This is a genomic window from Undibacterium sp. GW821-FHT11H02, assembly GCF_058808015.1.
On the sequence record NZ_JBXARG010000001.1, the window covers coordinates 85,709 to 109,276 of the forward strand.

General features: G+C 45.6%; 17 protein-coding genes. 14 read left to right on the forward strand and 3 right to left on the reverse strand.

Annotated features, from left to right (window positions below; genetic code table 11):
• Positions 1–66: 66 nt before the first annotated feature.
• Positions 67–1,056: a malate dehydrogenase gene (locus AC1RR2_RS00370; protein ID WP_493220316.1), complete on the reverse strand. Its 990-nt coding sequence runs from the start codon at positions 1,054–1,056 to the stop codon at positions 67–69.
• A gap of 409 nt (positions 1,057–1,465) precedes the next feature.
• On the opposite strand from AC1RR2_RS00370, the gene AC1RR2_RS00375 reads away from it, so the two are divergent.
• The 13 genes from AC1RR2_RS00375 (at position 1,466) to AC1RR2_RS00435 (ending at position 15,508) form a co-directional block, all read left to right on the forward strand.
• Positions 1,466–2,242 carry a GntR family transcriptional regulator gene (locus tag AC1RR2_RS00375; RefSeq protein WP_493220683.1) on the forward strand — a complete coding sequence of 259 codons (777 nt, stop codon included), beginning with the start codon at positions 1,466–1,468 and terminating at the stop codon, positions 2,240–2,242.
• A gap of 158 nt (positions 2,243–2,400) precedes the next feature.
• The gene (gene sdhC / locus AC1RR2_RS00380) at positions 2,401–2,814 is read left to right on the forward strand and encodes a succinate dehydrogenase, cytochrome b556 subunit (RefSeq protein ID WP_493220317.1); all 414 of its coding nucleotides are present in this window, start codon (positions 2,401–2,403) and stop codon (positions 2,812–2,814) included.
• Between the two features lie 2 nt (positions 2,815–2,816).
• On the forward strand, positions 2,817–3,185 hold the full coding sequence (sdhD, locus tag AC1RR2_RS00385) for a succinate dehydrogenase, hydrophobic membrane anchor protein (protein WP_493220318.1): 369 nt from the start codon (positions 2,817–2,819) through the stop codon (positions 3,183–3,185).
• Positions 3,186–3,187: 2 nt separating this feature from the next.
• Positions 3,188–4,963: a succinate dehydrogenase flavoprotein subunit gene (gene sdhA / locus AC1RR2_RS00390; protein WP_493220319.1), complete on the forward strand. Its 1,776-nt coding sequence runs from the start codon at positions 3,188–3,190 to the stop codon at positions 4,961–4,963.
• 10 nt (positions 4,964–4,973) lie between these two features.
• A complete protein-coding gene (locus AC1RR2_RS00395) occupies positions 4,974–5,684 on the forward strand; it encodes a succinate dehydrogenase iron-sulfur subunit (protein ID WP_493220320.1) in 711 nt (236 codons plus the stop codon).
• A gap of 117 nt (positions 5,685–5,801) precedes the next feature.
• Positions 5,802–6,071, forward strand: a complete 270-nt coding sequence (locus AC1RR2_RS00400; protein ID WP_493220684.1) for an FAD assembly factor SdhE — start codon at positions 5,802–5,804, stop codon at positions 6,069–6,071.
• Between the two features lie 62 nt (positions 6,072–6,133).
• The gene (gene gltA, locus AC1RR2_RS00405) at positions 6,134–7,438 is read left to right on the forward strand and encodes a citrate synthase (RefSeq protein WP_493220321.1); all 1,305 of its coding nucleotides are present in this window, start codon (positions 6,134–6,136) and stop codon (positions 7,436–7,438) included.
• Between the two features lie 299 nt (positions 7,439–7,737).
• Positions 7,738–10,593 carry a 2-oxoglutarate dehydrogenase E1 component gene (locus AC1RR2_RS00410; protein WP_493220322.1) on the forward strand — a complete coding sequence of 952 codons (2,856 nt, stop codon included), beginning with the start codon at positions 7,738–7,740 and terminating at the stop codon, positions 10,591–10,593.
• A gap of 68 nt (positions 10,594–10,661) precedes the next feature.
• Positions 10,662–11,912: a 2-oxoglutarate dehydrogenase complex dihydrolipoyllysine-residue succinyltransferase gene (odhB, locus tag AC1RR2_RS00415; RefSeq protein WP_493220323.1), complete on the forward strand. Its 1,251-nt coding sequence runs from the start codon at positions 10,662–10,664 to the stop codon at positions 11,910–11,912.
• A 27-nt stretch (positions 11,913–11,939) separates the two neighbouring features.
• On the forward strand, positions 11,940–12,296 hold the full coding sequence (locus tag AC1RR2_RS00420) for a PspC domain-containing protein (RefSeq protein ID WP_493220324.1): 357 nt from the start codon (positions 11,940–11,942) through the stop codon (positions 12,294–12,296).
• Positions 12,297–12,397: 101 nt separating this feature from the next.
• On the forward strand, positions 12,398–13,825 hold the full coding sequence (lpdA, locus tag AC1RR2_RS00425) for a dihydrolipoyl dehydrogenase (protein WP_493220325.1): 1,428 nt from the start codon (positions 12,398–12,400) through the stop codon (positions 13,823–13,825).
• A gap of 131 nt (positions 13,826–13,956) precedes the next feature.
• Entirely contained in the window at positions 13,957–15,072 is a 1,116-nt protein-coding gene (gene zapE / locus AC1RR2_RS00430) for a cell division protein ZapE (RefSeq protein WP_493220326.1), read from the forward strand.
• Between the two features lie 70 nt (positions 15,073–15,142).
• A complete protein-coding gene (locus AC1RR2_RS00435; RefSeq protein WP_493220327.1) occupies positions 15,143–15,508 on the forward strand; it encodes a hypothetical protein in 366 nt (121 codons plus the stop codon).
• A 95-nt stretch (positions 15,509–15,603) separates the two neighbouring features.
• Here AC1RR2_RS00435 and AC1RR2_RS00440 read toward each other — a convergent pair whose 3' ends face one another.
• Positions 15,604–16,770 carry a methionine aminotransferase gene (locus tag AC1RR2_RS00440; RefSeq protein ID WP_493220328.1) on the reverse strand — a complete coding sequence of 389 codons (1,167 nt, stop codon included), beginning with the start codon at positions 16,768–16,770 and terminating at the stop codon, positions 15,604–15,606.
• A 300-nt stretch (positions 16,771–17,070) separates the two neighbouring features.
• Between AC1RR2_RS00440 and AC1RR2_RS00445 the strand changes: the two genes are divergently transcribed.
• The gene (locus AC1RR2_RS00445; protein ID WP_493220329.1) at positions 17,071–22,320 is read left to right on the forward strand and encodes a coiled-coil domain-containing protein; all 5,250 of its coding nucleotides are present in this window, start codon (positions 17,071–17,073) and stop codon (positions 22,318–22,320) included.
• 185 nt (positions 22,321–22,505) lie between these two features.
• On the opposite strand, the gene AC1RR2_RS00450 is transcribed toward AC1RR2_RS00445, so the two are convergent.
• The gene (locus tag AC1RR2_RS00450) at positions 22,506–23,546 is read right to left on the reverse strand and encodes an IS481 family transposase (RefSeq protein WP_493220330.1); all 1,041 of its coding nucleotides are present in this window, start codon (positions 23,544–23,546) and stop codon (positions 22,506–22,508) included.
• Between the last annotated feature and the right edge of the window lie 22 nt (positions 23,547–23,568).

Sequence of the window (23,568 nt, forward strand, 5' to 3'; positions counted from 1 at the left end):
AAATTAAAAAAGCTCATCCACAAACTAAAGGGCTTGTCTTCGTCGACAAGCCCAATTTTAGGTCAATTAGCCGACCAAGTGTTTTACACCGTCGCGCTCTTCTTGCAATTCTTTGAGAGTGACGTTGATGCGTTCACGTGAGAATTCATCGATTTCCAAACCTTGTACAATTGTGTATTCGCCGTTTTCTGTAGTAACAGGGAAGCCAAACATCGTGCCTTCTGGAATACCATAAGAACCATCGGATGGAATGCCCATCGTTGTCCATTTGCCATTTGTGCCCAGTACCCAGTCACGTACGTGATCGATTGCCGCATTCGCTGCAGAAGCTGCTGATGACAAACCACGTGCTTCGATGATCGCTGCACCACGCTTGCCTACTGTCGGCAAGAACACATCTTTGTTCCATTCTTGATCATTGATCATGTCTTTAACTGATGCGCCTGCAACCGTTGCGAAACGGTAGTCAGCGTACATAGTCGGAGAGTGGTTACCCCAAACGCAGAGTTTTTCAATATCAGCAACTGCTTTGCCAGTTTTCGCAGCAACCTGTGACAAAGCACGGTTGTGATCCAAGCGCAACATCGCTGTGAAGTTTTTAGATGGCAGGCTTGGCGCCGATTTCATGGCGATGTAAGCATTGGTATTGGCTGGATTACCAACCACCAATACTTTAACATTGCGTGATGCAACCGCATCTAATGCCTTACCTTGCACTGTGAAAATCTGTGCATTTGCTTCGAGTAAATCCTTGCGTTCCATACCTGGGCCACGTGGACGTGCGCCCACTAACAATGCCACATCGATGTCCTTAAAGGCGGTCATCGGATCACTATGCGCTGTCATACCAGCTAATAATGGGAATGCGCAATCGTCGATTTCCATCATCACGCCTTTCAGCGCTTTTTGTGCTTTTTCATCAGGGATTTCCAATAATTGCAAAATCACTGGTTGATCTTTGCCCAGCATGTCGCCATTAGCGATTCTAAACAAGAGGGAGTAGCCGATTTGGCCAGCTGCGCCAGTAACAGCTACGTGCATAGGGGATTTAGACATGGTATTTCTCCGCAGTGGTGTAAAAATAATATTGTAATGCTTTAGTCCAGCAATTAGATTGAAACGTCTGTTTAGGTGTCAATTTCAAGGTCTGTTATATCTTTTGTTTCATCAGTCTTGTCAAAATCATGCTAAATGAAATGAGCGGCTGGAATGATAACGCTGAATGATACTTGTAAGCGATGGAATTTCTTATTGTGCAGTTTGTTTCGCCAAAAAAATGTCAAATATTGTCATCAAAATTGCGCTAGATCAGCATAATGCGTGGAAGTTTATTGCGCCCCTTAGTTTGTGTCAATGGATATCTTATGTCTTATATAAGACATGATAAGTTTTTTACTTTTCTCTAGACTTATCGACCGCTTTTGTGGTGAAATTGCGGACTATGAATCCAACGGTATCATCAACTATGCAGCCTAATGAGTCGAAAAGTTTGCCAGCTTCCGATGCGGATTCGTATTCCTCCGCAGCGCCGACCTTTAGCCCGCTGTATCAACAGATTAAGGGTTTGATTACGCAAAGCCTGCAATCGGGCGAGTGGAAACCCGGTGAGTTAATTCCGAGTGAAATCGAATTGGCTGCGCGTTTTAAGGTTAGCCAAGGTACGGTACGCAAAGCGATTGATGAGTTATCGGCTGAAAATTTAGTGGTGCGCAGACAAGGGAAGGGCACATTTGTTGCTACTCACCATGAAGCGCGCTCTCAGTTTCGTTTCTTGCGCCTTGTGCCCGATAGTGGCGAGCGCGCTTATCCAGAGAATAAAATCATTGAAGTTAAACGTCTGCGTGCGCCAGCGGAGGTTGCTCGTTTGCTGGAAATGAAGGCGGGTGAATCAGTCGTTTTTTTAAAGCGTGTACAATCTTTCGCGGGCGTGCCAACGATTTTGGAAGAATTGTGGTTGCCGGGGTCTATATTTAAAGGCTTAACAATTGAGCGTTTGAATGAATATAAAGGACCTATGTATGCCTTATTCGAATCTGAATTCGGTACCCACATGATACGTGCTCAAGAAGAGATTCGCGCAGTCTGCGCAAATGAAGAGGTGGCAGATTTGTTGCAAGTCTCAGGTGGGACACCTTTGCTGAGTGTAGAGCGAATTTCCTTCACTTATGGCGATAGGGCCGTTGAATTGCGACGTGGTTTGTACTTAACGAATGCGCATCATTATCGGAACGAATTGAGTTGAACCGCATGCTCGATCCGGATTGAACCAGATTATTTGCCTAATTCTTGATCAATTCGAAGAATAAATTTCAGAAAACCGTCAAATCAGTTGGTGCAATGCATCAAAATAGGCGAAAATTATAAAGTTGTAGTGCTGAGTCATTTTGGGGGAGTTTATTTATGTCTGAAGTAATTAAAAACAAGAAGCGTTTTGGTGTGATGCGCCTTTCTGATGCGGTCTTTGGTGGTTATCGATTACCGCTAGCAGGATTTGTATCGATTTTGCATCGTATTAGTGGCATGTTGATGTGTTTGCTGTTGCCATTCGCGTTGTATTTGCTTGATCAAAGCCTACGCTCAGAAGTGTCATTCGCCATGTTGCATGTTTTCTTCGCTTCGATACCAGTCAAGCTCGTGGTGTTGGCTTTGGTATGGGCGTATTTGCACCATTTTTCTGCGGGTGTGCGTCACTTGTTGATGGATTTTCATCTTGGTTTAGATAAAGATAGCGGTCGTCAATCAGCGGTCGCGGTGTTGTTCGTGAGCTTGGGCTTGACGGCTCTCGTTGCATTGAAATTGTTTGGAGTATTCTAAAAATGGCGAATAATAATATTGGATCAAAACGCCTGGTTGTTGGCGCAGGCTATGGCATGCGCGATTGGTTGGCGCAACGCGTAACGGCCATTTTAATGGCGATTTATACTGTCGTATTACTGGTTTTGTTTTTAACTTCGAGTGAGTCCAGTTACCTTGCGTGGAGTGGTATTTTCGCAATGCAATGGTTCAAGCTGCTGACGTTCGCTGTTGTTGTCGCTTTGCTTTATCACGTATGGGTAGGCATGCGTGACGTTTGGATGGATTATGTGACGCATTCAGTGATATTGCGTTTGGTATTTCAGGTCGCCACTATCGTGTGGCTGATCGCTTGTGCTGGCTACGCCGCACAGATTTTGTGGAGAATGTAACCGTGGCTGCAATTAAATCTGCAATCCCTTCCCGTCGCTTTGATGCGGTCATCGTTGGTGCCGGTGGATCCGGTATGCGCGCATCTTTACAGTTGGCAGAAGCTGGCCTTAACGTGGCTGTTCTGTCTAAGGTTTTTCCAACCCGCTCACACACCGTTGCTGCTCAAGGTGGTATCGGTGCATCTCTCGGCAATATGTCCGAAGATAACTGGTTCTGGCACATGTTCGACACCGTCAAGGGTGGCGATTATCTCGGTGATCAAGACGCGATCGAATTCATGTGTCGCGAAGCACCGAAAGTTGTGTACGAATTAGAGCATTTTGGTATGCCATTCGACCGTAATGCTGACGGCACTATTTATCAGCGTCCATTTGGTGGTCACACTGCAAATTTTGGTGAAAAGCCTGTGCAGCGCGCTTGTGCGGCGGCTGATCGTACTGGTCATGCATTGTTGCATACACTATATCAACGCAATGTCCGTGCACGCACCCATTTCTTCGTTGAATGGATGGCGATCGATTTGATTCGTGATGCTTCAGGTGACGTTTTGGGTGTGGTTGCACTTGAAATGGAAACTGGCGAAGTGATGATGCTGGAAGCGAAAACAACGATGTTCGCCACTGGTGGTGCTGGTCGTATTTTTGCTGCTTCAACGAATGCATTTATCAATACTGGTGACGGTATGGGTATGGCGGCGCGTGCTGGCTTACCTTTGCAAGATATGGAATTCTGGCAGTTCCACCCAACAGGTGTAGCCGGTGCCGGTGTATTGATTACCGAAGGTGTGCGTGGCGAAGGCGGTATCTTGGTGAATAGCCAGGGCGAGCGTTTCATGGAACGTTATGCGCCTACATTGAAAGACTTGGCGCCACGTGACTTCGTTTCCCGCTCTATGGATCAGGAAATCAAAGAAGGTCGAGGTTGCGGTCCAAATAAAGACCACGTGATGCTCGATTTGCGTCACATCGGTGCGGATACGATTCAAAAGCGTTTGCCATCAATTCTTGAAATCGGTCACAAGTTTGCCAACGTTGATGCAACTAAAGAACCTATTCCAGTCGTTCCAACTATTCACTACCAAATGGGTGGTATTCCGACCAATATTCATGGCCAAGTTGTTACGACTAAGAACGGTGTGAATGAAGTCGTCAACGGTTTGTATGCAATCGGTGAATGCGCTTGCGTTTCCGTACATGGTGCGAATCGTTTGGGTACGAACTCTTTGTTAGATTTGATCGTATTCGGTCGTGCTGCTGGCAATCACGTTGTGGCAAGTAATTTGAAATCACGTAGTAATAAAGATTTGCCGAAAGACGCAGCAGATTTGGCGATGTCTCGCTTGTCAAAACTGGAAAACAGCACAGGCACAGAGCGCGTACAAGACGTGGCAAATGCCATTCGTAGCACGATGCAACAATACTGCGGCGTTTTCCGTACCGACGAATTGTTGCAAACCGGCTTGGGCAAAATTATGGAATTGGATGAGCGTCGCAAGCACGTTTCTTTCAAAGATAAATCTAAAGTATTCAACACGGCACGTGTAGAAGCTCTGGAATTAGATAACTTGATCGAAACCGCAAAAGCGACAATTACTTCCGCCAATGCACGTAAAGAATCGCGTGGCGCACATGCACACCGTGATTACGAAAAACGTGATGATGAAAACTGGATGAAGCACACATTGTGGTATTCAGAGGGTAATCGCTTAGATTACAAACCAGTTGTGACTAAGCCGCTCACGGTGGAAACTTTCCAACCTAAAGCACGTACATTCTAAAGAGATCACTATGGCACGTACATTAAAATTTCAAATCTATCGCTACGATCCGGACAAGGATGCGAAGCCTTACATGCAAGACCTGACGGTGGAATTGCAAGACACAGACAAGATGTTGCTTGATGCTTTGCAACGTATTAAAGCCGACGTCGATGATTCTTTGGCGCTGCGTCGCTCATGCCGTGAAGGTGTGTGCGGCTCTGATGCAATGAATATCAATGGCAAGAATGGTTTGGCTTGTACCACCAACTTGAATGAATTGTCTGAACCTATCGTATTGCGTCCATTGCCAGGTTTGCCTGTGATTCGCGATTTGATCGTGGATATGACGCAATTCTTCAAGCAATACAATTCGATCAAACCTTACCTGATCAATGACAGCATTCCTCCGGAAAAAGAGCGTCTGCAATCACCAACGGAGCGTGAAGAGCTAGACGGCCTGTACGAATGTATTTTGTGCGCGTGCTGCTCAACCTCATGCCCATCATTCTGGTGGAATCCGGATAAATTCGTTGGCCCGGCTGGCTTATTACAGGCTTATCGTTTTATCGCCGACTCACGTGATGAAGCGACGGGTGCGCGTTTGGATAATTTGGAAGATCCATATCGCTTGTTCCGCTGTCATACGATTATGAACTGCGTTGACGTTTGCCCTAAAGGTCTCAATCCTACCCGCGCAATCGGTAAGATTAAAGAATTAATGGTTCGACGTGCGGTGTAATTAGAATCACGACTTTGCGTTCTCTATGAACGTAAGTAAGTATTCTGCGCCAGATTTTCTGATTTATTCATGAAAATCTGGCCAGTGAAAGAGATAGGAACAATCATGTCAGGTGTTATGTCTGGCTTGCATCAAAGTGACCCAGTAAATCGGGCACGATTACGCTGGCGTGCGCGCCGCGGCTTATTAGAGAATGATTTGATACTCACGCGCTTTTTAGATGCGCATGAAGTAACTATGTCGGATGAAGAGGTCGATGCTTTTAGTCGCCTGATGGACATTTCTGACAATGCATTAATGGATTTGTTGATGGGGAAAACCGAGCCTGAAGATCAGCTTGATTTGCCCCATGTCATAGCACTGCTGGCACGTCTGCGTGCAGCTTAGGATTTTTAATTTTTTTAAACGCATTTTTTCACTAACGACTCACCTGCAACGAAGGAAGAGCCATGACTAACTCTGAAACAAAAGCAACGCTATCATTTTCTGATGGCTCCCCATCGATCGAGATGCCTATCTACCAAGGTTCGATTGGACCTGACGTAATTGATATCCGCAAGTTGTATGGTGCCACGGGTAAATTTACCTATGATCCAGGATTCATGTCAACTGCGGCATGTAATTCTTCTATTACCTATATTGATGGTGATAAAGGTGAGTTGTTGTATCGCGGTTACCCGATTGAGCAACTGGCGCAAAACGGTGGCGATTTCTTGGAATCTTGCTACTTGCTGTTGAACGGTGAATTGCCAAACGCAGAGCAGAAGCAAAAGTTTGTGGATACCGTGACTAAGCACACCATGGTGCACGAGCAGATGCAATTCTTCTTCCGCGGCTTCCGTCGTGATGCACATCCTATGTCTGTGTTAGTCGGAACTGTTGGTGCTTTGGCTTCCTTCTATCACGACTCCTTAGATATTAACGATGCACATCATCGTGAAGTCTCTGCGATTCGCCTGATCGCAAAAATGCCTACCTTGGTAGCAATGGCGTACAAATACTCTATCGGCCAGCCATTCGTGTATCCACGCAATGACTTATCGTATAGCGCGAACTTCATGTACATGATGTTCTCTAACCCATGTGAGCCATACAAAGTCAACGAGGTATTGGTTCGTGCTTTGGATCGCATCTTGATTTTGCATGCAGATCATGAGCAAAATGCGTCCACTTCTACAGTGCGTTTGGCTGGTTCATCTGGTGCTAATCCATTTGCTTGTATTGCTGCCGGTATTGCTTGCTTGTGGGGTCCTGCGCATGGTGGTGCAAATGAAGCGGCATTGAGTATGTTGGAAGAAATCGGCTCAGTCGATAACATTCCTCATTTCATCGAACAAGTCAAAGATAAGAACTCTGGCGTGAAATTGATGGGTTTTGGTCATCGTGTTTATAAAAACTACGATCCACGTGCCAAGTTGATGCGCGAAACTTGCTATGAAGTTTTAAATGAACTCGGTTTGCAAGATGATCCATTGTTCAAGTTGGCAATGGCTTTGGAAAAAATTGCATTGGAAGACGAATACTTCGTATCTCGTAAATTGTATCCAAACGTTGATTTCTATTCTGGTATCGTACAACGTGCATTGGGTATTCCAACTGCATTGTTCACAGGTATCTTCGCTTTGGCGCGCACAGTAGGTTGGGTCGCGCAATGGAAAGAAATGATTTCTGATCCAGAGCAAAAAATTGGTCGTCCACGTCAATTGTTTGTTGGTTCACCAAAACGTGATGTACCAGCGATTGATAAGCGCTGAGATAAAAACCGTATAAATTATTTAAGAAATTAAATATATCTTATAAAAGCGAGTAAAAATTACTCGCTTTTTTTATGGCGAAATATGTTATTCTCGCGTTTGATGTTGAAAGTCAATATTCCTCCTGTTTATTTGAAGTGGTATTTGTTTTCCTACCGTGTCAAAGTCTGGGTTGAAAATAGAATTTCGAATGAGTCCTTCCCCACAACTTGATGTGCAATCCGCTAACCGGTCAGGCCGTGTCGCGGAAGGTTAGATTAACCCGCTAATCTCGCGAAGCGCGAAGAAAGGTGAGCAATATGATGCAACAATATAACGCTAACTCGTATCTGTTCGGCGGCAATGCGCCGTATGTTGAAGAACTGTATGAAGCGTATCTAAATAATCCTGGCTCCGTGCCAGATAATTGGCGTGCGTATTTCGACGCCATGCAACACGTTCCTGCTGTTGATGGCTCTGCCAAACCTGACGTCGCTCATGCGCCTGTCATCGCTTCGTTTGCCGAACGTGCAAAACAAGGTCCAATTCGTACCGTCAGTGCAGCTGGTGATGCTGAAATGGGACGCAAACGCGTCGCCGCTCAGCAATTAATTGCCGCTTATCGATTCTTAGGTAGTCGCTGGGCTAATCTAGATCCGCTTCAGCGTCAAGAGCGTCCACCATTGCCAGAGTTGGAGCCAAGTTTCTATGGTTTTACTGATGCTGACATGGACACGCAGTTTAATATCAGTAACACTTATTTCGGAGCAGAGACCGCGTCTTTACGCGACTTGCTCAATTCATTGCGCGATACTTACTGCCGTTCTATCGGTGCTGAGTTCATGTATATCGGCGATCCAGCCGAAAAGCGCTGGATGCAAGAAAAACTCGAATCTATTCGTTCTACACCCAACTTCACAGCTGAGAAGAAAAAACACATTCTCGATCGCCTGACAGCAGCGGAAGGCTTGGAACGCTACTTACACACACGTTACGTTGGCCAGAAGCGTTTCTCATTAGAAGGCGGCGAAAGTTTTATTGCCTCTATCGATGAAACTATTCAACGCGCGGGTGAACGCGGCGTGGAAGAAATCGTTATCGGTATGGCACATCGTGGTCGTTTGAATGTGTTGGTGAACACCTTGGGTAAAATGCCGCAAGATTTGTTTGCTGAATTTGAAGGTAAGCATGGCGATGATTTGCCAGCAGGTGACGTTAAGTATCACCAAGGTTTCTCCTCAGATGTTTCAACACCTGGCGGCCCAGTTCATCTCTCTTTAGCGTTTAATCCATCCCACTTGGAAATCGTGAATCCAGTGGTAGAAGGTTCGGTTAAAGCGCGTATGGAACGTCGTGGCGACAAAGATGGTGCGCAAGTTTTACCTATCTTGGTTCACGGTGATGCTGCATTCGCAGGCCAAGGTGTCGTGATGGAAACCTTGAATCTGGCGCAAACACGTGGCTATGGCACAGGCGGCACAGTCCATATCGTCATCAATAATCAAATCGGTTTCACGACATCTGATCCACGCGATGCACGTTCGACTTTGTATTGCTCAGACGTCGTTAAGATGATTGAAGCGCCCGTTTTGCACGTCAATGCAGATGATCCAGAAGCGGTGGTTTTGGCAACGCAAATTGCGCTCGATTATCGTATGATTTTCAAGAAAGACGTAGTCGTCGATATTATTTGCTACCGTAAATTAGGTCATAACGAACAAGATACGCCAGCATTGACACAACCACTGATGTACAAAAAAATCGCACAACATCCAGGTACTCGTAAGATGTACGCTGATAAATTGGCGGCACAAGGTACGATTGCTGCTGACGGCGGTGATGCGATGGTGAAAGCTTTCCGCGATGCGATGGATGCAGGCAAACATACGGTTGATCCAGTCATTTCCAATTTCAAGAATAAGTTTGCGGTTGACTGGATTCCATTCTTGAACAAGAAATGGACTGATGCAGCCGATACGGCAGTGCCAACCACTGAATTAAAACGCTTAGCTGAACGTATTACGAGCATTCCTGCAGATTTCAAACCACATAGCTTAGTAGAAAAAGTATTAAGTGACCGCGCTGCGATGGGCCGTGGTGAAATGAATCTGGACTGGGGCATGGGCGAGCATTTAGCCTTCGCTTCTTTAGTGTCTTCGGGCTACGCGATTCGTTTGACAGGTCAAGACGCTGGTCGTGGTACTTTCGTTCATCGTCACGCAGTATTGCATGACCAAAAACGTGAACGTTGGGACGCAGGTACGTATATTCCTTTGCAAAATATCTCAGACAAACAAGCACCGTTTACAGTGATTGATTCTGTCTTGTCAGAAGAAGCGGTTTTGGCGTTTGAATATGGTTACTCCAGTGCCGAACCAAATACTTTGACGATCTGGGAAGCGCAATTCGGCGATTTCGCGAATGGTGCACAGGTTGTGATTGATCAGTTCATTAGCTCAGGCGAAGTGAAATGGGGTCGCGCTTGTGGTCTGGTGATGATGCTGCCACATGGTTACGAAGGTCAGGGCCCAGAGCATTCTTCTGCTCGTCCAGAACGCTTCTTGCAATTGTGTGCAGATAACAATATGCAAGTAGTTCAACCAACGACTGCGTCACAGATTTTCCATTTGTTGCGCCGTCAAATGATCCGTCAGTTCCGTAAGCCTTTGGTCATCATGACGCCGAAATCTTTGTTGCGTAATAAAGATGCGGGTTCACCTTTGTCTGAATTGGCAAAAGGTAGTTTCCACACGGTGATCGGTGAAGTTGATGAAGCTATCGATGCGAAGAAAGTGAAACGTGTAGTCGCCTGTTCCGGCAAGGTTTATTACGACTTAGTGAATGCCCGCAAAGAACGCGGTCAATCTGATACAGCGATCATTCGTATTGAGCAACTCTACCCATTCCCACATAAGAGTTTCGTCGCGGAATTGAAAAAATTCCCGAATATGGTGGAATTGGTTTGGGCACAAGATGAACCACAAAATCAAGGTCCATGGTTCCAGATTCAACACAATATCTTTGAAAGTTTGGATGAAGGTCAGAAGCTCGCTTATGCAGGACGTCCTGCAAGTGCATCGCCTGCTGTCGGTTACTATGACAAGCACTATGCACAACAAAAAGCATTGCTTGATGCAGCCTTTTCGAAACTTAAAGGTTATATCCTGACCAAATAATCTTAGGTGGTGCCAGCAATAATAAATAAAGCGCGGCACCAAATAGACATCCTACACGGAGAAAAAACATGGCAATTATCGAAGTAAAAGTTCCTCAGTTATCTGAATCCGTCGCTGAAGCGACTTTGCTGACCTGGCATAAAAAAGTGGGTGAAGCAGTCACGCGCGATGAAAATCTGGTGGACGTAGAAACAGACAAAGTGGTGTTGGAATTACCAGCACCAGCAGCGGGCGTTATCACGCAAATTATTAGTGGTGATGGCAGCACAGTGGTTGCAGGTCAAGTTATCGCGATGTTGGATACTGAAGCGTCTGCTGGTGCAGTTGCAAGCGCTCCGGCAGCCGCTGCAGCGGTAGCTGCTCCAGTTGCTGCAGCTGCTGCAACAAGCAGCTCAGCAGCCGGTATCGCGATGCCAGCCGCAGCGAAGATTCTGGCAGAAAATAATTTATCCGCTGGCGCAATTGATGGCTCAGGCAAAGATGGTCGTGTGACTAAAGGTGATGCCTTAGCAGCAGTTGCTAATAAAGCGGCACCAGCTGTGGCACCGCTGGCAGCACCAGTTGCAGCGAAACCAGCATTACAGCAAGTGTCAGCACCTGCAGTAGCGAACCTCGGTGACCGTCCAGAAGAACGCGTTCCTATGAGCCGTTTGCGTGCACGTATCGCTGAACGTCTGGTGCAATCACAATCGACTAACGCGATTTTGACGACTTTCAATGAAGTCAACATGGCACCTGTGATGGAATTGCGCAACAAGTACAAAGACAAGTTCGAAAAAGAACATGGTGTGAAATTAGGTTTCATGTCTTTCTTCGTTAAAGCTGCGGTCGCTGCATTGAAGAAGTATCCAATTATCAATGCATCCGTCGATGGTAATGACATCGTGTATCACGGTTACTTTGACATCGGTATCGCAGTCGGTTCACCACGTGGTTTGGTCGTGCCTATCTTGCGTAATGCAGATCAAATGTCTATCGCTGATATCGAAAAGAAAATCGGCGAATTCGGTGCAAAAGCTAAAGACGGCAAGTTGACTTTGGATGATTTGACTGGTGGTACTTTCTCTATTTCCAATGGCGGCACGTTCGGATCTATGTTGTCGACACCGATCATCAACCCACCACAATCTGCAATCTTGGGCGTACATGCGACGAAAGACCGTGCAGTGGTTGAAAATGGTCAAATCGTGATTCGTCCTATGAACTATCTGGCGATGTCTTACGATCACCGTATTATTGACGGTCGTGAAGCGGTATTAGGCTTGGTCGCAATGAAAGAAGCACTGGAAGATCCAGCTCGTTTGTTGTTGGATCTGTAATTTCAACAATGTCCAACACTCCATAACATGAATATCGCTGACGAAATTAAACGTCTGCACGAATTGCATCAGTCAGGCGCATTGACTGATGCAGAATTCGCCCAGGCAAAAGAGAAGTTACTTGCATCTCTTAATGCAAATGCTACAAATGCCTCAAATGCCACACATGGCGGCACAAATGGAGAAAATCCTTTTGCGCATATCAATCAATTGCGTCGGTCAAAAAACGATCAATGGATAGGTGGTGTTTGCGGTGGTTTGGGTAAATTCACCGGCATGGAATCCTGGATTTGGCGCCTGATGTTCTTTTTGTTTGTGGCGTGTTTTGGTTTTGGTGTGATCGCGTATTTGCTGGCCTGGATTTTTATTCCAGAGGAAGCGTAGATCAGCAATATTTTTGAGCGCAGGCAATGGTCACTACGATTAATTGCTGCGCTCATTTTTCATTTATTTTTTAATTTCAGTGAACCTGGCAAGGTAAGACTATGAGCAAACAATTTGATGTCGTCGTGATCGGCGGCGGTCCTGGCGGTTATATCGCTGCAATTCGTGCGGCACAATTGGGTTTTTCTACTGCGTGTATTGACGCGTGGACGAATGAAAAAGGTGGCCCGGCACCTGGTGGCACTTGCACCAATGTGGGTTGTATTCCATCTAAAGCCTTATTGCAATCTTCTGAACACTATGAACACGCTGGTCATGCATTTGCTGATCACGGTATCAATGTCAGTGGCTTGGAGTTAGATGTTGCCAAGATGTTGAAGCGCAAGGATACGATAGTTAAACAAAACAATGATGGCATCATCTACCTGTTCAAGAAGAATAAAGTGACTTTCTTCCACGGCCATGGCTCTTTCGTCAAAGCTGCTGATGGTAGCTATGAAATCAAAGTTGCAGGTAAAGCAGAAGAAACTATCAAGGGTAAGCACATCGTTGTAGCAACTGGCTCGAATGCACGCGCATTACCAGGTGCAGCTTTTGATGAAGAATTGATACTGTCGAACGATGGCGCTTTGAAAATTGGCGCAGTACCTAAGAAATTGGGCGTGATCGGCGCAGGTGTTATTGGCTTGGAAATGGGCAGTGTATGGCGCCGCTGCGGTGCTGAAGTGACCGTATTGGAAGCATTACCTACTTTCCTCGGTGCGGTTGATGAACAAATCGCTAAAGAAGCGCACAAACTGTTTGTGAAGCAAGGTTTGTCTATCAACCTTGGCGTGAAGATCGGTGAGATCATTAAAGGTGCAAGTGATGTCACAGTCAATTACACGGACGACAAAGGCGCAGAACACAAAGCGGTTTTCGACAAACTGATTATCTCTATCGGTCGTACCCCAAATACGAATGGCTTGAATGCTGAAGCAGTCGGCTTGGCTTTAGATGAACGTGGTTTCATTGCAGTCGATGGTGATTGCAAAACGAACTTGCCTAACGTATGGGCGGTCGGTGACGTAGTACGCGGTCCTATGCTGGCACACAAAGCAGAAGAAGAGGGCGTTGCTGTTGCTGAGCGTATCGCTGGTCAACATGGTCATGTGAACTTCAATACGATTCCTTGGGTGATCTACACCTCACCAGAAATCGCTTGGGTTGGTCGTACAGAGCAACAATTGAAGGCCGATGGCGTTGCATACAAAGCGGGTACTTTTCCATTCATGGCAAATGGCCGCGCACGCGCTTTAGGTGATACATCAGGTATGGTGAAATTCTTGGCCGATGCGACGACGGATGAAATTTTGGGTGTCCATATCGTTGGCCCTATGGCATCTGAGTTGATTTCTGAAGCTGTCGTCGCGATGGAATTCCGTGCATCATCTGAAGATATCGCTCGTATTTGTCACGCGCACCCCTCTTTGTCGGAAGCGACAAAAGAAGCAGCACTTGCTGTAGATAAGCGTTCTTTGAATTTTTAAGTTTTGTCTTAAGTCGGTTCTTATCGTAGTTGAATTTGAAATATGGAATAGCTCGAGTAAGGGCTTATTCCATATTTTCAAATTTCCAGCAGGTCATCCCAGAGCAATTTGCTCATTTTCACTCCTAGCGCATGAACGTCCTCGAGTTCTATCAAGAAGCTATTAATCAGCGTGGCTTTCAAGCCGATGCAGCGCAAAAACTTGCGGTGGATCGTTTGCAATTGGCATATGATGATTGGGTTGAATACAAATCCAAACGATCAAATCGTCTTGTGCGTTTGATTAGCCGACCAGAAGTACCTCGTGGCGTTTATATGTGGGGTGGTGTTGGACGCGGTAAGTCCTTTTTGATGGATAGTTTTTATTCTGTAGTGCCAGTGGTACGTAAGACGCGCCTGCATTTTCATGAGTTTATGCGCGCCGTTCATAGAGAACTAGATGAGTTGAAAGGTGTGGCAGATCCCTTAAATGAAGTCGCAGCGCGCATCGCTAAGAAATATCGTTTGATTTGTTTTGACGAATTTCATGTATCTGATGTAGCTGACGCCATGCTGTTGTACAACTTGATGAAAGCCTTATTTGATAATGGTGTTTCGTTTGTCATGACTTCCAACTATCAACCAGATACTTTGTATCCCGATGGCTTGCATAGAGACAGAATGTTGCCGACTATCGCTTTACTCAAAGAGCGTTTGGATGTTTTAAATGTTGATTCTGGCAATGACTACCGCAAGCGCGCATTAGAACAGGTTGAGGTTTATTTGACTCCCTTGAACGCGCAGACTGATCAAGGATTGCGTGCTGCATTTGCAAAAGTTGCCGAGACCAAGGACGAAGATCCTTACGTTGATATTGAAGGCCGACGCCTGAAGTCCTTGCGCCGCGCTGGCACCACGATTTGGTTTGATTTTGCGACTTTGTGTGGTGGTCCGCGTTCACAAAACGATTACTTAGAAATTGCCAGTCGCTTTCATACCGTTATTTTGTCGTCGATTCCGCAAATGTCTGCGGGTATGTCATCTGAGGCACGTCGCTTCACTTGGCTCATTGATGTGTTTTACGACAATAAAGTTAAATTAATCATGTCGGCAGAAGTAGCGCCGGAACTATTGTACACACAAGGTACATTGTCGAATGAGTTTCATAGAACCGTGTCGCGCATTATAGAAATGCAATCTCAAGAGTATATGAATGCCGACCAACGAGAAATTCATGCGATGTTAGATACGCCAGCTTATGTGTCATAAGAAAATAATTAATGCGGTCTCTTCGCTATGTTGTCTATTGATAATGCTAGGCGCCTTTTCGACATCTGCTTTGGCACAAAATGCTCTTACTCAAGTTGAACATAATTTATTGGAGAAAATGACGGCAGAGTTGAATCGCGAGTTTATTGCTGGATCTATCGGTGCGAAAGAAGCTGCAGAGGCGGCTTTGAGTAAAGTTGATCAAGTACAAACCGTTTTGCGAAACTTCGTGCATGACAAGGAATTACAGTGTCAGGATAATTTTTTTGTTACTGCTTGTTTTGACGATCTGCGTCTGACACGTCGTCAGGTTCAAGAAGTATTACGACGAATTAGTTCAGAGGCCAAATCCTTTTTACGCAAGGCGCGAGCAGCCAGATTTGAGTCTAAATCTGAAAGCAATAATATGAAAGCAGAGAATTCTAAAGAAAATTAAACTTCAAAATTCTCATTTTCACAAAAGTTCAAACCAAGTTCCAATCCTAAGTTCATACTAGGTTTGTAACGAGCTCATATAAATTTTCAAGTAATCTACAGCTTGATCAGGCGCTCTAAAGCCGCATCCAAAGTTTCCTTTTTCTTTGCAAAACAAAATCGTATTAATGTATTTTGAGTTTGTTGTTGGTAAAAAGCAGAAACAGGGATCGCAGCAACCCCAATTTTTTCTGTCAGCCAACTGGCAAATTCGAATTCAGGCTTATCCGAAATTGCCGAATAATCGACACATTGAAAATAAGTGCCGCTCACCGGTAACAATTGGAAATTCGAGTCTTTCAAAGCACGCCGGAAATAATCACGCTTTTCCTGATAAAAAGATGCCAGTTGCAGGTGTGCGTCAGAGTTTTGCATATAGCTGGCAAGTCCAAATTGCATCGCGGAATTGACGGTAAATACATTGAATTGGTGTACTTTACGAAATTCCGCGGTAAGTGCCTGGGGTGCTAGTACGTAGGCGATTTTCCAACCTGTCACGTGATACGTTTTACCAAAGCTAGAAATAATAAAACTTCTGGCGGCCAATTCTGGGTGACTAGCTAATGACAAATGAGCTTGCCCATCAAACACCATGTGCTCATAGACTTCGTCTGACAAAACTAAAATTTTACTATTACGTGTGATGTGCGCGAGTGCATCCAAATCACTAGCTTGTAAAGTTGCCCCTGTAGGGTTATGGGGAGAATTAATAATGATCAGGCGAGTTTTGTCGTTAACTTTACTTCTTATTTCATCCCAATCAATTCTGAATTCATCATGCTCTAGGCGCATGCCAACCAAAACAGGAATGCCACCCGCTAATTGTATGGTTGCTACATAACTATCGTAGGCTGGCTCGATCACGATCACTTCATCACCAACATGTACGCAAGCCAAAATGCTGGTCATGATCGCTTGGGTTGCGCCCGCTGTCACCGTGATCTCGCTATCTACGCTGTATTCGGCCTTGTACAAAGACTTCACTTTCTGGGCAATCGCGAGTCGTAAGGGAAGCGCACCGGGCATTAAAGGATATTGATTATGACCAGCCAGCATGGCCTCATGTACATGTGCGATTAAGCTTGGATCACAAGAGAAATCAGGAAAGCCCTGACCTAAATTAATGGCTTGATGTTGTTGGGCTAGTGCTGACATCGTGGCGAAAATTGTGGTTTTTACCTCAGGCAGCTTGGAGCTTATCAGTGACGGCAGGTGGGTATGCATTGCGATAAAAAATTAAATGTAGAAAATTGGTAATAAAAATATAAGTGCTTGTGCTGATTGTACTGATAATTGTTCATTCTGCCTTATTTCGCTTTAGACATTCTCAACATAAGCTCATATTCGGTACCAGAATAAAGTAGGCAAACACCGGAAGTGGGGAAATACGGTGTTTTTCCCGTTCTTCTCTAGGCTTCGTTTATTTTCCACTAGTCGATAATTCAAGCTATACAAATCCCTTGACTGGTTTGCGCTAAGACATTTTGGGCGAACCGCAGGGCAGACCAAATGACGAGGTGTGCGATGAATGACAATCAAATGATACTCAATCGATTATCCATGGGCGCAATGGCATTGGATGATCAAACGAATCCGCAAGTTGATTTGACATCAGAAGATCATCAGACACCGCACGCTCGTATCGATATTAAAGGCATACGAGCAGCGATTGCGAGAGTCGAAGCAGAAGCAAAAGCGACTGTCGCCTCGCAGAATCGCCTGCAAGCTGATTTGAAGGCAAAAGCATTGGCAGAGCAATCTCGGCAAACTGAGACGGCAGTTTCAGAAGCCGTACCAGAAAATGTTCATTTACTGCAAGTAGAAGCCGATGGCAGTCGCGCCCGTTTGGCTGCAGAGTTAGATTTGAAATTCTCAAGTGAAGAACGACTTGCTAGTGATGCGGAAGAGACACGTGTCATGCAAGAACGCACAATTTTAGAGCAACAAGCGAAATATCAAGCTGATCTACGGACAAAAAATGAACAAGATGCAAAAAAGACAGCGTTAGAGCAAATTAAGATTGATACCCAACTCAATTTCAAAGCCAAGATTGACGCCGAAAACTTAGCAACTGAATCAGAAAATGCCAAGCAATGGGCTGCAGAACGAGCTGCTGCGTCCTATGCAGCTAAACAGGAAGCGATCGAGCGTGCTCGTGTCGATGCCCGCCTGGCTGAGCAAGCACGTGACCGTGAACGTCAAGACCGTGAAGCCCGTTTGAATGCGGAACGCTTAGCAAAAATTCGTAACGAATCCCAGCAAATTAATCGTGAGCGTGATCAAGCAGAAGCAATCGCTTTAGAAGTGTCTTTGAACCGCACCCCTTTAGAAATCCGTGCCCGCGAAGAAGCCCGTGGTCGAGCCATGTTAGAGCGTGAGTACGAAGCCATTGCCCAAGCTCGTGTTGAATCAGAAAAGCGCGCAGCGGATGCGATTCAACTACGTTTGCAGGCCGAACAAGAGTTATTGGCGGCGGCAAATCGTCGTGAACAAGCAGAAAAGATTGCGGCAGAAGCGGCTTTAGCACGCAGTGAAGCAGAAGAAAAAATTCGTACGGCAACTGAATCTCGTATTCAGGCAGAAAAAGAATTGCAAACCAAGGCACTCGTTCGCGTAGAGAGCGAACAATACGCTGATGCCAATGCGCGTGCACGACTAGACGCTGAAGAGAAGGCTAACGAAGAAGCAAAACGTCGCCGTCAGGCCGAGTTAGAAGCGACTGAAATGGCGAGACAGCGCCGTGAGGAAGAACAACGCGCAGAAAAATATGCGAGTGAGAAAGCCAATTTGGAGCGCGAAGCGGTGCAATTGGCCAAAGAAAAGGCCGATGCCGAGCAAAAAGCATTGGCTGCAATCTCTGCCCAAACTGAGTATTTGAAGCGTGCCAATATGGCAGCGAATTCGAAAGCACAGAGCATTATCGAGTTAGCCAAGGCAGAAAAAATGCGTGCAGAGGCGGAACAAAGAGCGGCCAAAGCGATACAGGCAAAAGTCGAGGCAGAGAGAAAAGTGATTGCGGAAGCCGAGACTATCGCCAAAACCGAAGAAACCCAGGCCGAAGTCTTGAGCATGCAACATCAGGCGCAGCAAGCGATCCGGATTGCTCAAGAAACCAAAGTAGTAGCAGAAAAAATTGCATTGGAAAATACGGTAGAAAACGTGAAATTGGGTCAACAATTGGCCATGCTTGCGATTCAAAAAAATCAGGACACACAGGCCTTGTTAGAAACCCAGCAAAGTCGGGTAGAGGCGGAAAGCAAGGCCTTGGAACTGATACAAGAAAAATTAGTGTCCGAAAAACGTAGAGCAGAGTCTGCAGAAAAATTATTACAAGCCGCTGAAGCAAAATTAGCAAGTGAAAAAGATGCTGAGCTTGCAGCTGCAGCTCGATTGCAAGCGGAAGAAGAAGCGATTGCCTTAGCCGAAAAAAAAGAGATCGTTGAACGCCAACAACAACAAGCCTTAGCCGCATTATCTGAAGCGGAAAAACAAGCGCTGGAACAGGCGCAAGTGCAATCTGAGTTGCAATGCAAAGCAGCTGCTTTGGCTCTGTTAAAAGCGCGCCAGGTAGTGGAAATGACCAAGGCCGAACAATTGCGTTTGGAAGCAGAACGTAATGCGGCGATTGCTAACCAAGAAAAATTGGAAGCTGAACGTGAAGCTGCCGAACAAGCGTTAGCGCGTGCTAAAGCGGATCGTGAACATGCACAGATGTTATTTGCACGTCAGGAAAAAGAAAAAGAAGCGAAATTGGTTCGGCAAGAATTAATGGCCGCAGAACAAGTGCGTTTACAAAAAATGACTGAGCATGCTGAGTCACAAAGACAAACTGCCAACATCGCAAAGTCGAAGGCAACGGAAGCGATAGAGTTGACTAAATTAATGCGTGAACGCGAGCAGGAAGAGCGTCGCAAGCTGGCATTGATAGAAGAAAAGAAAACGCTGGAGAAACAACTGCTGGCAGAAATTTCGGCAAAAACTGAAGAAGAACAAAATCATATACGTTTACACCAAGAACGTTTGAACTCGGAACAAAAAATCCGCCTAGCACTAGAAGAAAAGAGTAAGGCGGAAGCAAGCCTCATTGCACAAAATCAGGAAAAGATCGCGTTAGAACAACAAATAAAAGAAGCCACTGAGTTGCGCGCTAAGCGTGCCTGTGAATTAGCGAATATTGAAAAAACCAGGCTGCAGGCTCAACAAACTGCCTTGCAGACTCTAGAAGAAATCACGGCATTAGAGATTCAGAAAAAAGATGCAGCCTTACAAGAAGAAACATTACAAAAACAAAGAGTTGAATTAGAGCGTATCGCTTCCGCAGAAGCTCAATCGCGTTTAGCTGTGGAAAAACAAAACAGTATCTTGGCAGAAGAACGAGCCAAAGCGGAAACTCTGGCAAAACAGCTGGAGCAAGATAAGCTAGAGCAAGAGCAAGAATTGCATGCCAAAGTAAGTGCATATTCTGCGCTACAGGATCAAGCGCGTCAGGTATTAATTCAAAAGAAAAAACGTATCACAGAACTGGAGCAAACGGCGCAACAACGTTGCGCCGCAGATCAAGCTTTGTTGACCGTGACCAATGAAAAATTGGCGCTAGAAAAGTCTACACTGCTCAGCTTGCAAGCGCAGACGCTTAGTGAGCAAGCTGCTTTAAAAAACGCAACACTCAATAGTGAGCTTGCCTCAATTGCACAACAACAAGCGCAATCCGCTCTAGCCAAAGAAGAGGTATTGCATGAGGCCTTGGCCGCCAATGCCGATGCGCAACAAGTATTTGCCGGTTTGATGCAACAGCGTGTTGATGAAGAATTGAAACTGCATCATTTGCATCAAGAACGTATCGCCCAAGAGCAAGCAAGTCTGGCCGCTTTGGAATTTTCGCAAATTGCAGAAAAGAATGCCTTGGACGAAGCCAGGCGCTTACAAGCCAGTGAAGAAGAAAAAATGCGTCTGGCCGTACAACGTCAACAACAAGATGAACAAGCTCGCCTAGAATTAGAAAAATTGAATGCTGAGGAGGTGCATTATCTTGTCTTGGCAGAGAAAGAAGCGGCAGCGCGCTTGCAGGCGAGTAATGCACTAGAAGCCAAGAATCAATCCTTGCAACTGTCGATCGCTTTGGCCGAGCAACACTGCGAAGTAGAATCGCAGCTGAATGCAGAGATACAAGAAAAAATTGAAGATGAACAACGTGCTATCGCGGCCTTAAATGAGCGTCTTCGCTTCGAAAGTATGCTGGCAGAAGCGGAAAGTCAACGTGCTGAACAGGAAGCATTAGCATCACAACTTATACAAGAAAAGTTTGCTCAAGAAAACACCTTGTTGATGATTTCCCGTGATCATGCGGAAGCACAAAAAACGGCTTTGAATTTGATTGAAGCACGTGTGGCTCAAGCGGAAGAATTGAGACAGTTCGAAACACAGCGCGTTGCCTTGGAAAGTCAGGAATTGCAAGTGCTTGCACAAAAAAGCATTGCAGAGCAGTGCCTGGCCGAGGAAGCCGCGAAGCGTATTGAGGCCGAGCAAGCCTATTTGCAGGAATGCGAACGTCGTGTTTTGGCCGAACAAGAAGCCAGAATCGCATTACAAAATCGTTTTGCAGCCGAAAACGAGGCGCGTGTTCTAGCGGCGCAACAAGCACAAGTAGAAATGGAGTTGACCGCAACGGCAGAGGCTAAAAGCAATGATTTGCTGCGTCTGCAGCAAGCACAAACAACGCTCCTTGAATTAGAAACGGCGGTTGCAGCGAAAGCGCAGGAACAACTGGCTTTGGAAGAAGAGATGATCAACTTGCATAACGCGACTCTGCGCGATATTGAATTGAAGTTAGAGGCAGAAACTTTGGTTATCGAGGAAGCGAGAAATCGTGCCGATTTTGAGCATCAAGCATTGGTGCAGGCTCAGGCACGTCTGGAAGCAGAGCGTATCGCTTCAAACGATGAGAAGGCAAGATTCGAAACAGAATTGACTTTGACATTGGCGGCCAATGCGAAGTCTGAACAAGAACAATTGCATGTGAGCGAAATTGAAAAAAATCGTGAGCAACAAAGCATTTTGATGCAACTCGAAGTTGAGAATGCTGAAGCGGAAAAACAAATTGCACGCTTATTAGCCGATCAGATCATAGAAGCACAATCATTGCGTCACAAGCATGTGGAACGTTTGCAACGTGAACATGAAGCGCAACAATTGATGTTGGAGCGAGTGCAGCAAGAAGAAGCAGCATTAACATTGGCCAAAGCAAAGCAGGCGGAAGAACAGGCCTTATTGGCGCAAACTTTGGCTTTGCAAACAGAATTGAAAAATGAAGTCAATTTGCAAAAAGAAAATACCATTGCTTTGCAAAACAAAATTGATGCTGAAAAACGCGCAGCAGAAGCCTTAACGAAACAATTATTGGATCGTTTCACTTTGGAACAAGGTCAGCATCAACAATGGTGTGATCGTGCAAAAGAAGTATTGCAAGCATCGCCAATTCCAGTCGAACTGACTGACTTTGTCGCAAAATCTGAAACTGTTCAACACAGTCGTTTGCGTTCCCCGGTGTTATTTAGCGTATTGATGAGCATAGGCATGGTGGGCGCGGTGAGTTGGGGTATGTTGCAGGCGCAGGCAAGTAATGCTGCACTCGGTAGCGCATTGCCAGTGAAAAGTCCTCAGCCTGTGGCACTCGCGCAAACACAGTCGAATGCGGATGCTGCCAATAAAAATCTGCGCATGAGCTATCAACTTAATATAGTAGAGAAGACGGCAGAAAATGGCGCAGAAAAATAGACATAAAGTGAACTTTTTGAGCGAGCGTATTGGAGCTTAAATCAAGCTCGAACGAGGGAAACAAAAAATGCCGTTACAGAAAAATCTGTGACGGCATTTTTTTCCTGGTTTTTGTAGACCCCAATTAAGTGTATTAGCTCATACCCGATCTGACAGTTACCAGTTTTTCTAGGGTGTCTGTCAGATTAGATTTGAGTCAAATTCTTTTCAACCCAAATCAATTTCCCTTCAAGCAAAGTATCCATTGGCGTTCTGCCGCAGCACATTTTGCCTTGATGAGTTCGTTCATTGTTATAGTAAATGAGCCAAGCGTCCAGATCTTTTTGTAATTCATCGAGCGTTGTATAGATCTTTTTACGGAACGTCACTTGATAGAATTCCTGCAAAATAGTTCTATGGAATCGTTCGCAAATACCATTGGTTTGTGGCGACATCGCTTTCGTTTTGGTGTGATCAATATCGTTGATAGCCAAATAAAGTTGGTAGTCATGTTGTTCAACTTTACCGCAGAATTCCGTACCTCGATCCGTCAAGATACGCAGTACAGAAAGCTCATTGGCTTCATAAAACGGTAACACTTTATCGTTGAGTAAATCAGCCGCCGTGATCGGGGTTTTGGTGGTGTAGAGCTTGCAATGAGCGACTTTACTATAGGTATCAACATAGGTCTGTTGGTAGATACGACCCACACCTTTAAGGTTGCCCACATAGAAAGTATCTTGCGAGCCAAGATAGCCAGGATGCGCCGTTTCGATTTCACCACAAGCTTCATCGTCATCCTTCTTCTTTTCCAATGCGGCAACCTGTGCATCGTTTAAGAGAATGCCTTCACTTGCCACTTTCGCTTCCAGCGCCTTGAGTCGCTTCTTGAAGTTTTCCAGATCGTGACGCAGCCATATGGACCGTACACCACTACCAGAAACGAAGATGCCAAGCTTTCTTAACTCGTTGCTCGTCCTGTGCTGCCCGTGCGCCGGGTAGTCAATCGCATAGGTTTTAACGGCGTCTTCAATGGTGGGATCAACACGATTCTTGAGGTTCGGAGAACGCCGACTTTTATCAATCAGCGCTTCAACACCGCCTTCGTTCGCCAGCTCTTGATAGCGATAAAAAGTGTCGCGTGAAACACCCATGACTTTGCACGCTCGGGACACATTGCTCAGTTCCTCAGCTAAATTGAGCAAACCGGCTTTATGTTTGATGATAGGGTTGTTAGTATGTAGCATGAGAGTTACCTTTCTTTGGTTT

Bases quoted from the DNA above. Each gene is read 5' to 3' on its own strand.
- AC1RR2_RS00370 (WP_493220316.1), bottom strand. From the start codon at position 1,056: ATGTCTAAATCCCCTATGCACGTAGCTGTTACTGGCGCAGCTGGCCAA.
- AC1RR2_RS00375 (WP_493220683.1), top strand. From the start codon at position 1,466: ATGCAGCCTAATGAGTCGAAAAGTTTGCCAGCTTCCGATGCGGATTCG.
- sdhC (WP_493220317.1), top strand. From the start codon at position 2,401: ATGTCTGAAGTAATTAAAAACAAGAAGCGTTTTGGTGTGATGCGCCTT.
- sdhD (WP_493220318.1), top strand. From the start codon at position 2,817: ATGGCGAATAATAATATTGGATCAAAACGCCTGGTTGTTGGCGCAGGC.
- AC1RR2_RS00395 (WP_493220320.1), top strand. From the start codon at position 4,974: ATGGCACGTACATTAAAATTTCAAATCTATCGCTACGATCCGGACAAG.
- AC1RR2_RS00400 (WP_493220684.1), top strand. From the start codon at position 5,802: ATGTCTGGCTTGCATCAAAGTGACCCAGTAAATCGGGCACGATTACGC.
- gltA (WP_493220321.1), top strand. From the start codon at position 6,134: ATGACTAACTCTGAAACAAAAGCAACGCTATCATTTTCTGATGGCTCC.
- AC1RR2_RS00410 (WP_493220322.1), top strand. From the start codon at position 7,738: ATGATGCAACAATATAACGCTAACTCGTATCTGTTCGGCGGCAATGCG.
- odhB (WP_493220323.1), top strand. From the start codon at position 10,662: ATGGCAATTATCGAAGTAAAAGTTCCTCAGTTATCTGAATCCGTCGCT.
- AC1RR2_RS00420 (WP_493220324.1), top strand. From the start codon at position 11,940: ATGAATATCGCTGACGAAATTAAACGTCTGCACGAATTGCATCAGTCA.
- lpdA (WP_493220325.1), top strand. From the start codon at position 12,398: ATGAGCAAACAATTTGATGTCGTCGTGATCGGCGGCGGTCCTGGCGGT.
- zapE (WP_493220326.1), top strand. From the start codon at position 13,957: ATGAACGTCCTCGAGTTCTATCAAGAAGCTATTAATCAGCGTGGCTTT.
- AC1RR2_RS00440 (WP_493220328.1), bottom strand. From the start codon at position 16,770: ATGCATACCCACCTGCCGTCACTGATAAGCTCCAAGCTGCCTGAGGTA.
- AC1RR2_RS00445 (WP_493220329.1), top strand. From the start codon at position 17,071: ATGAATGACAATCAAATGATACTCAATCGATTATCCATGGGCGCAATG.
- AC1RR2_RS00450 (WP_493220330.1), bottom strand. From the start codon at position 23,546: ATGCTACATACTAACAACCCTATCATCAAACATAAAGCCGGTTTGCTC.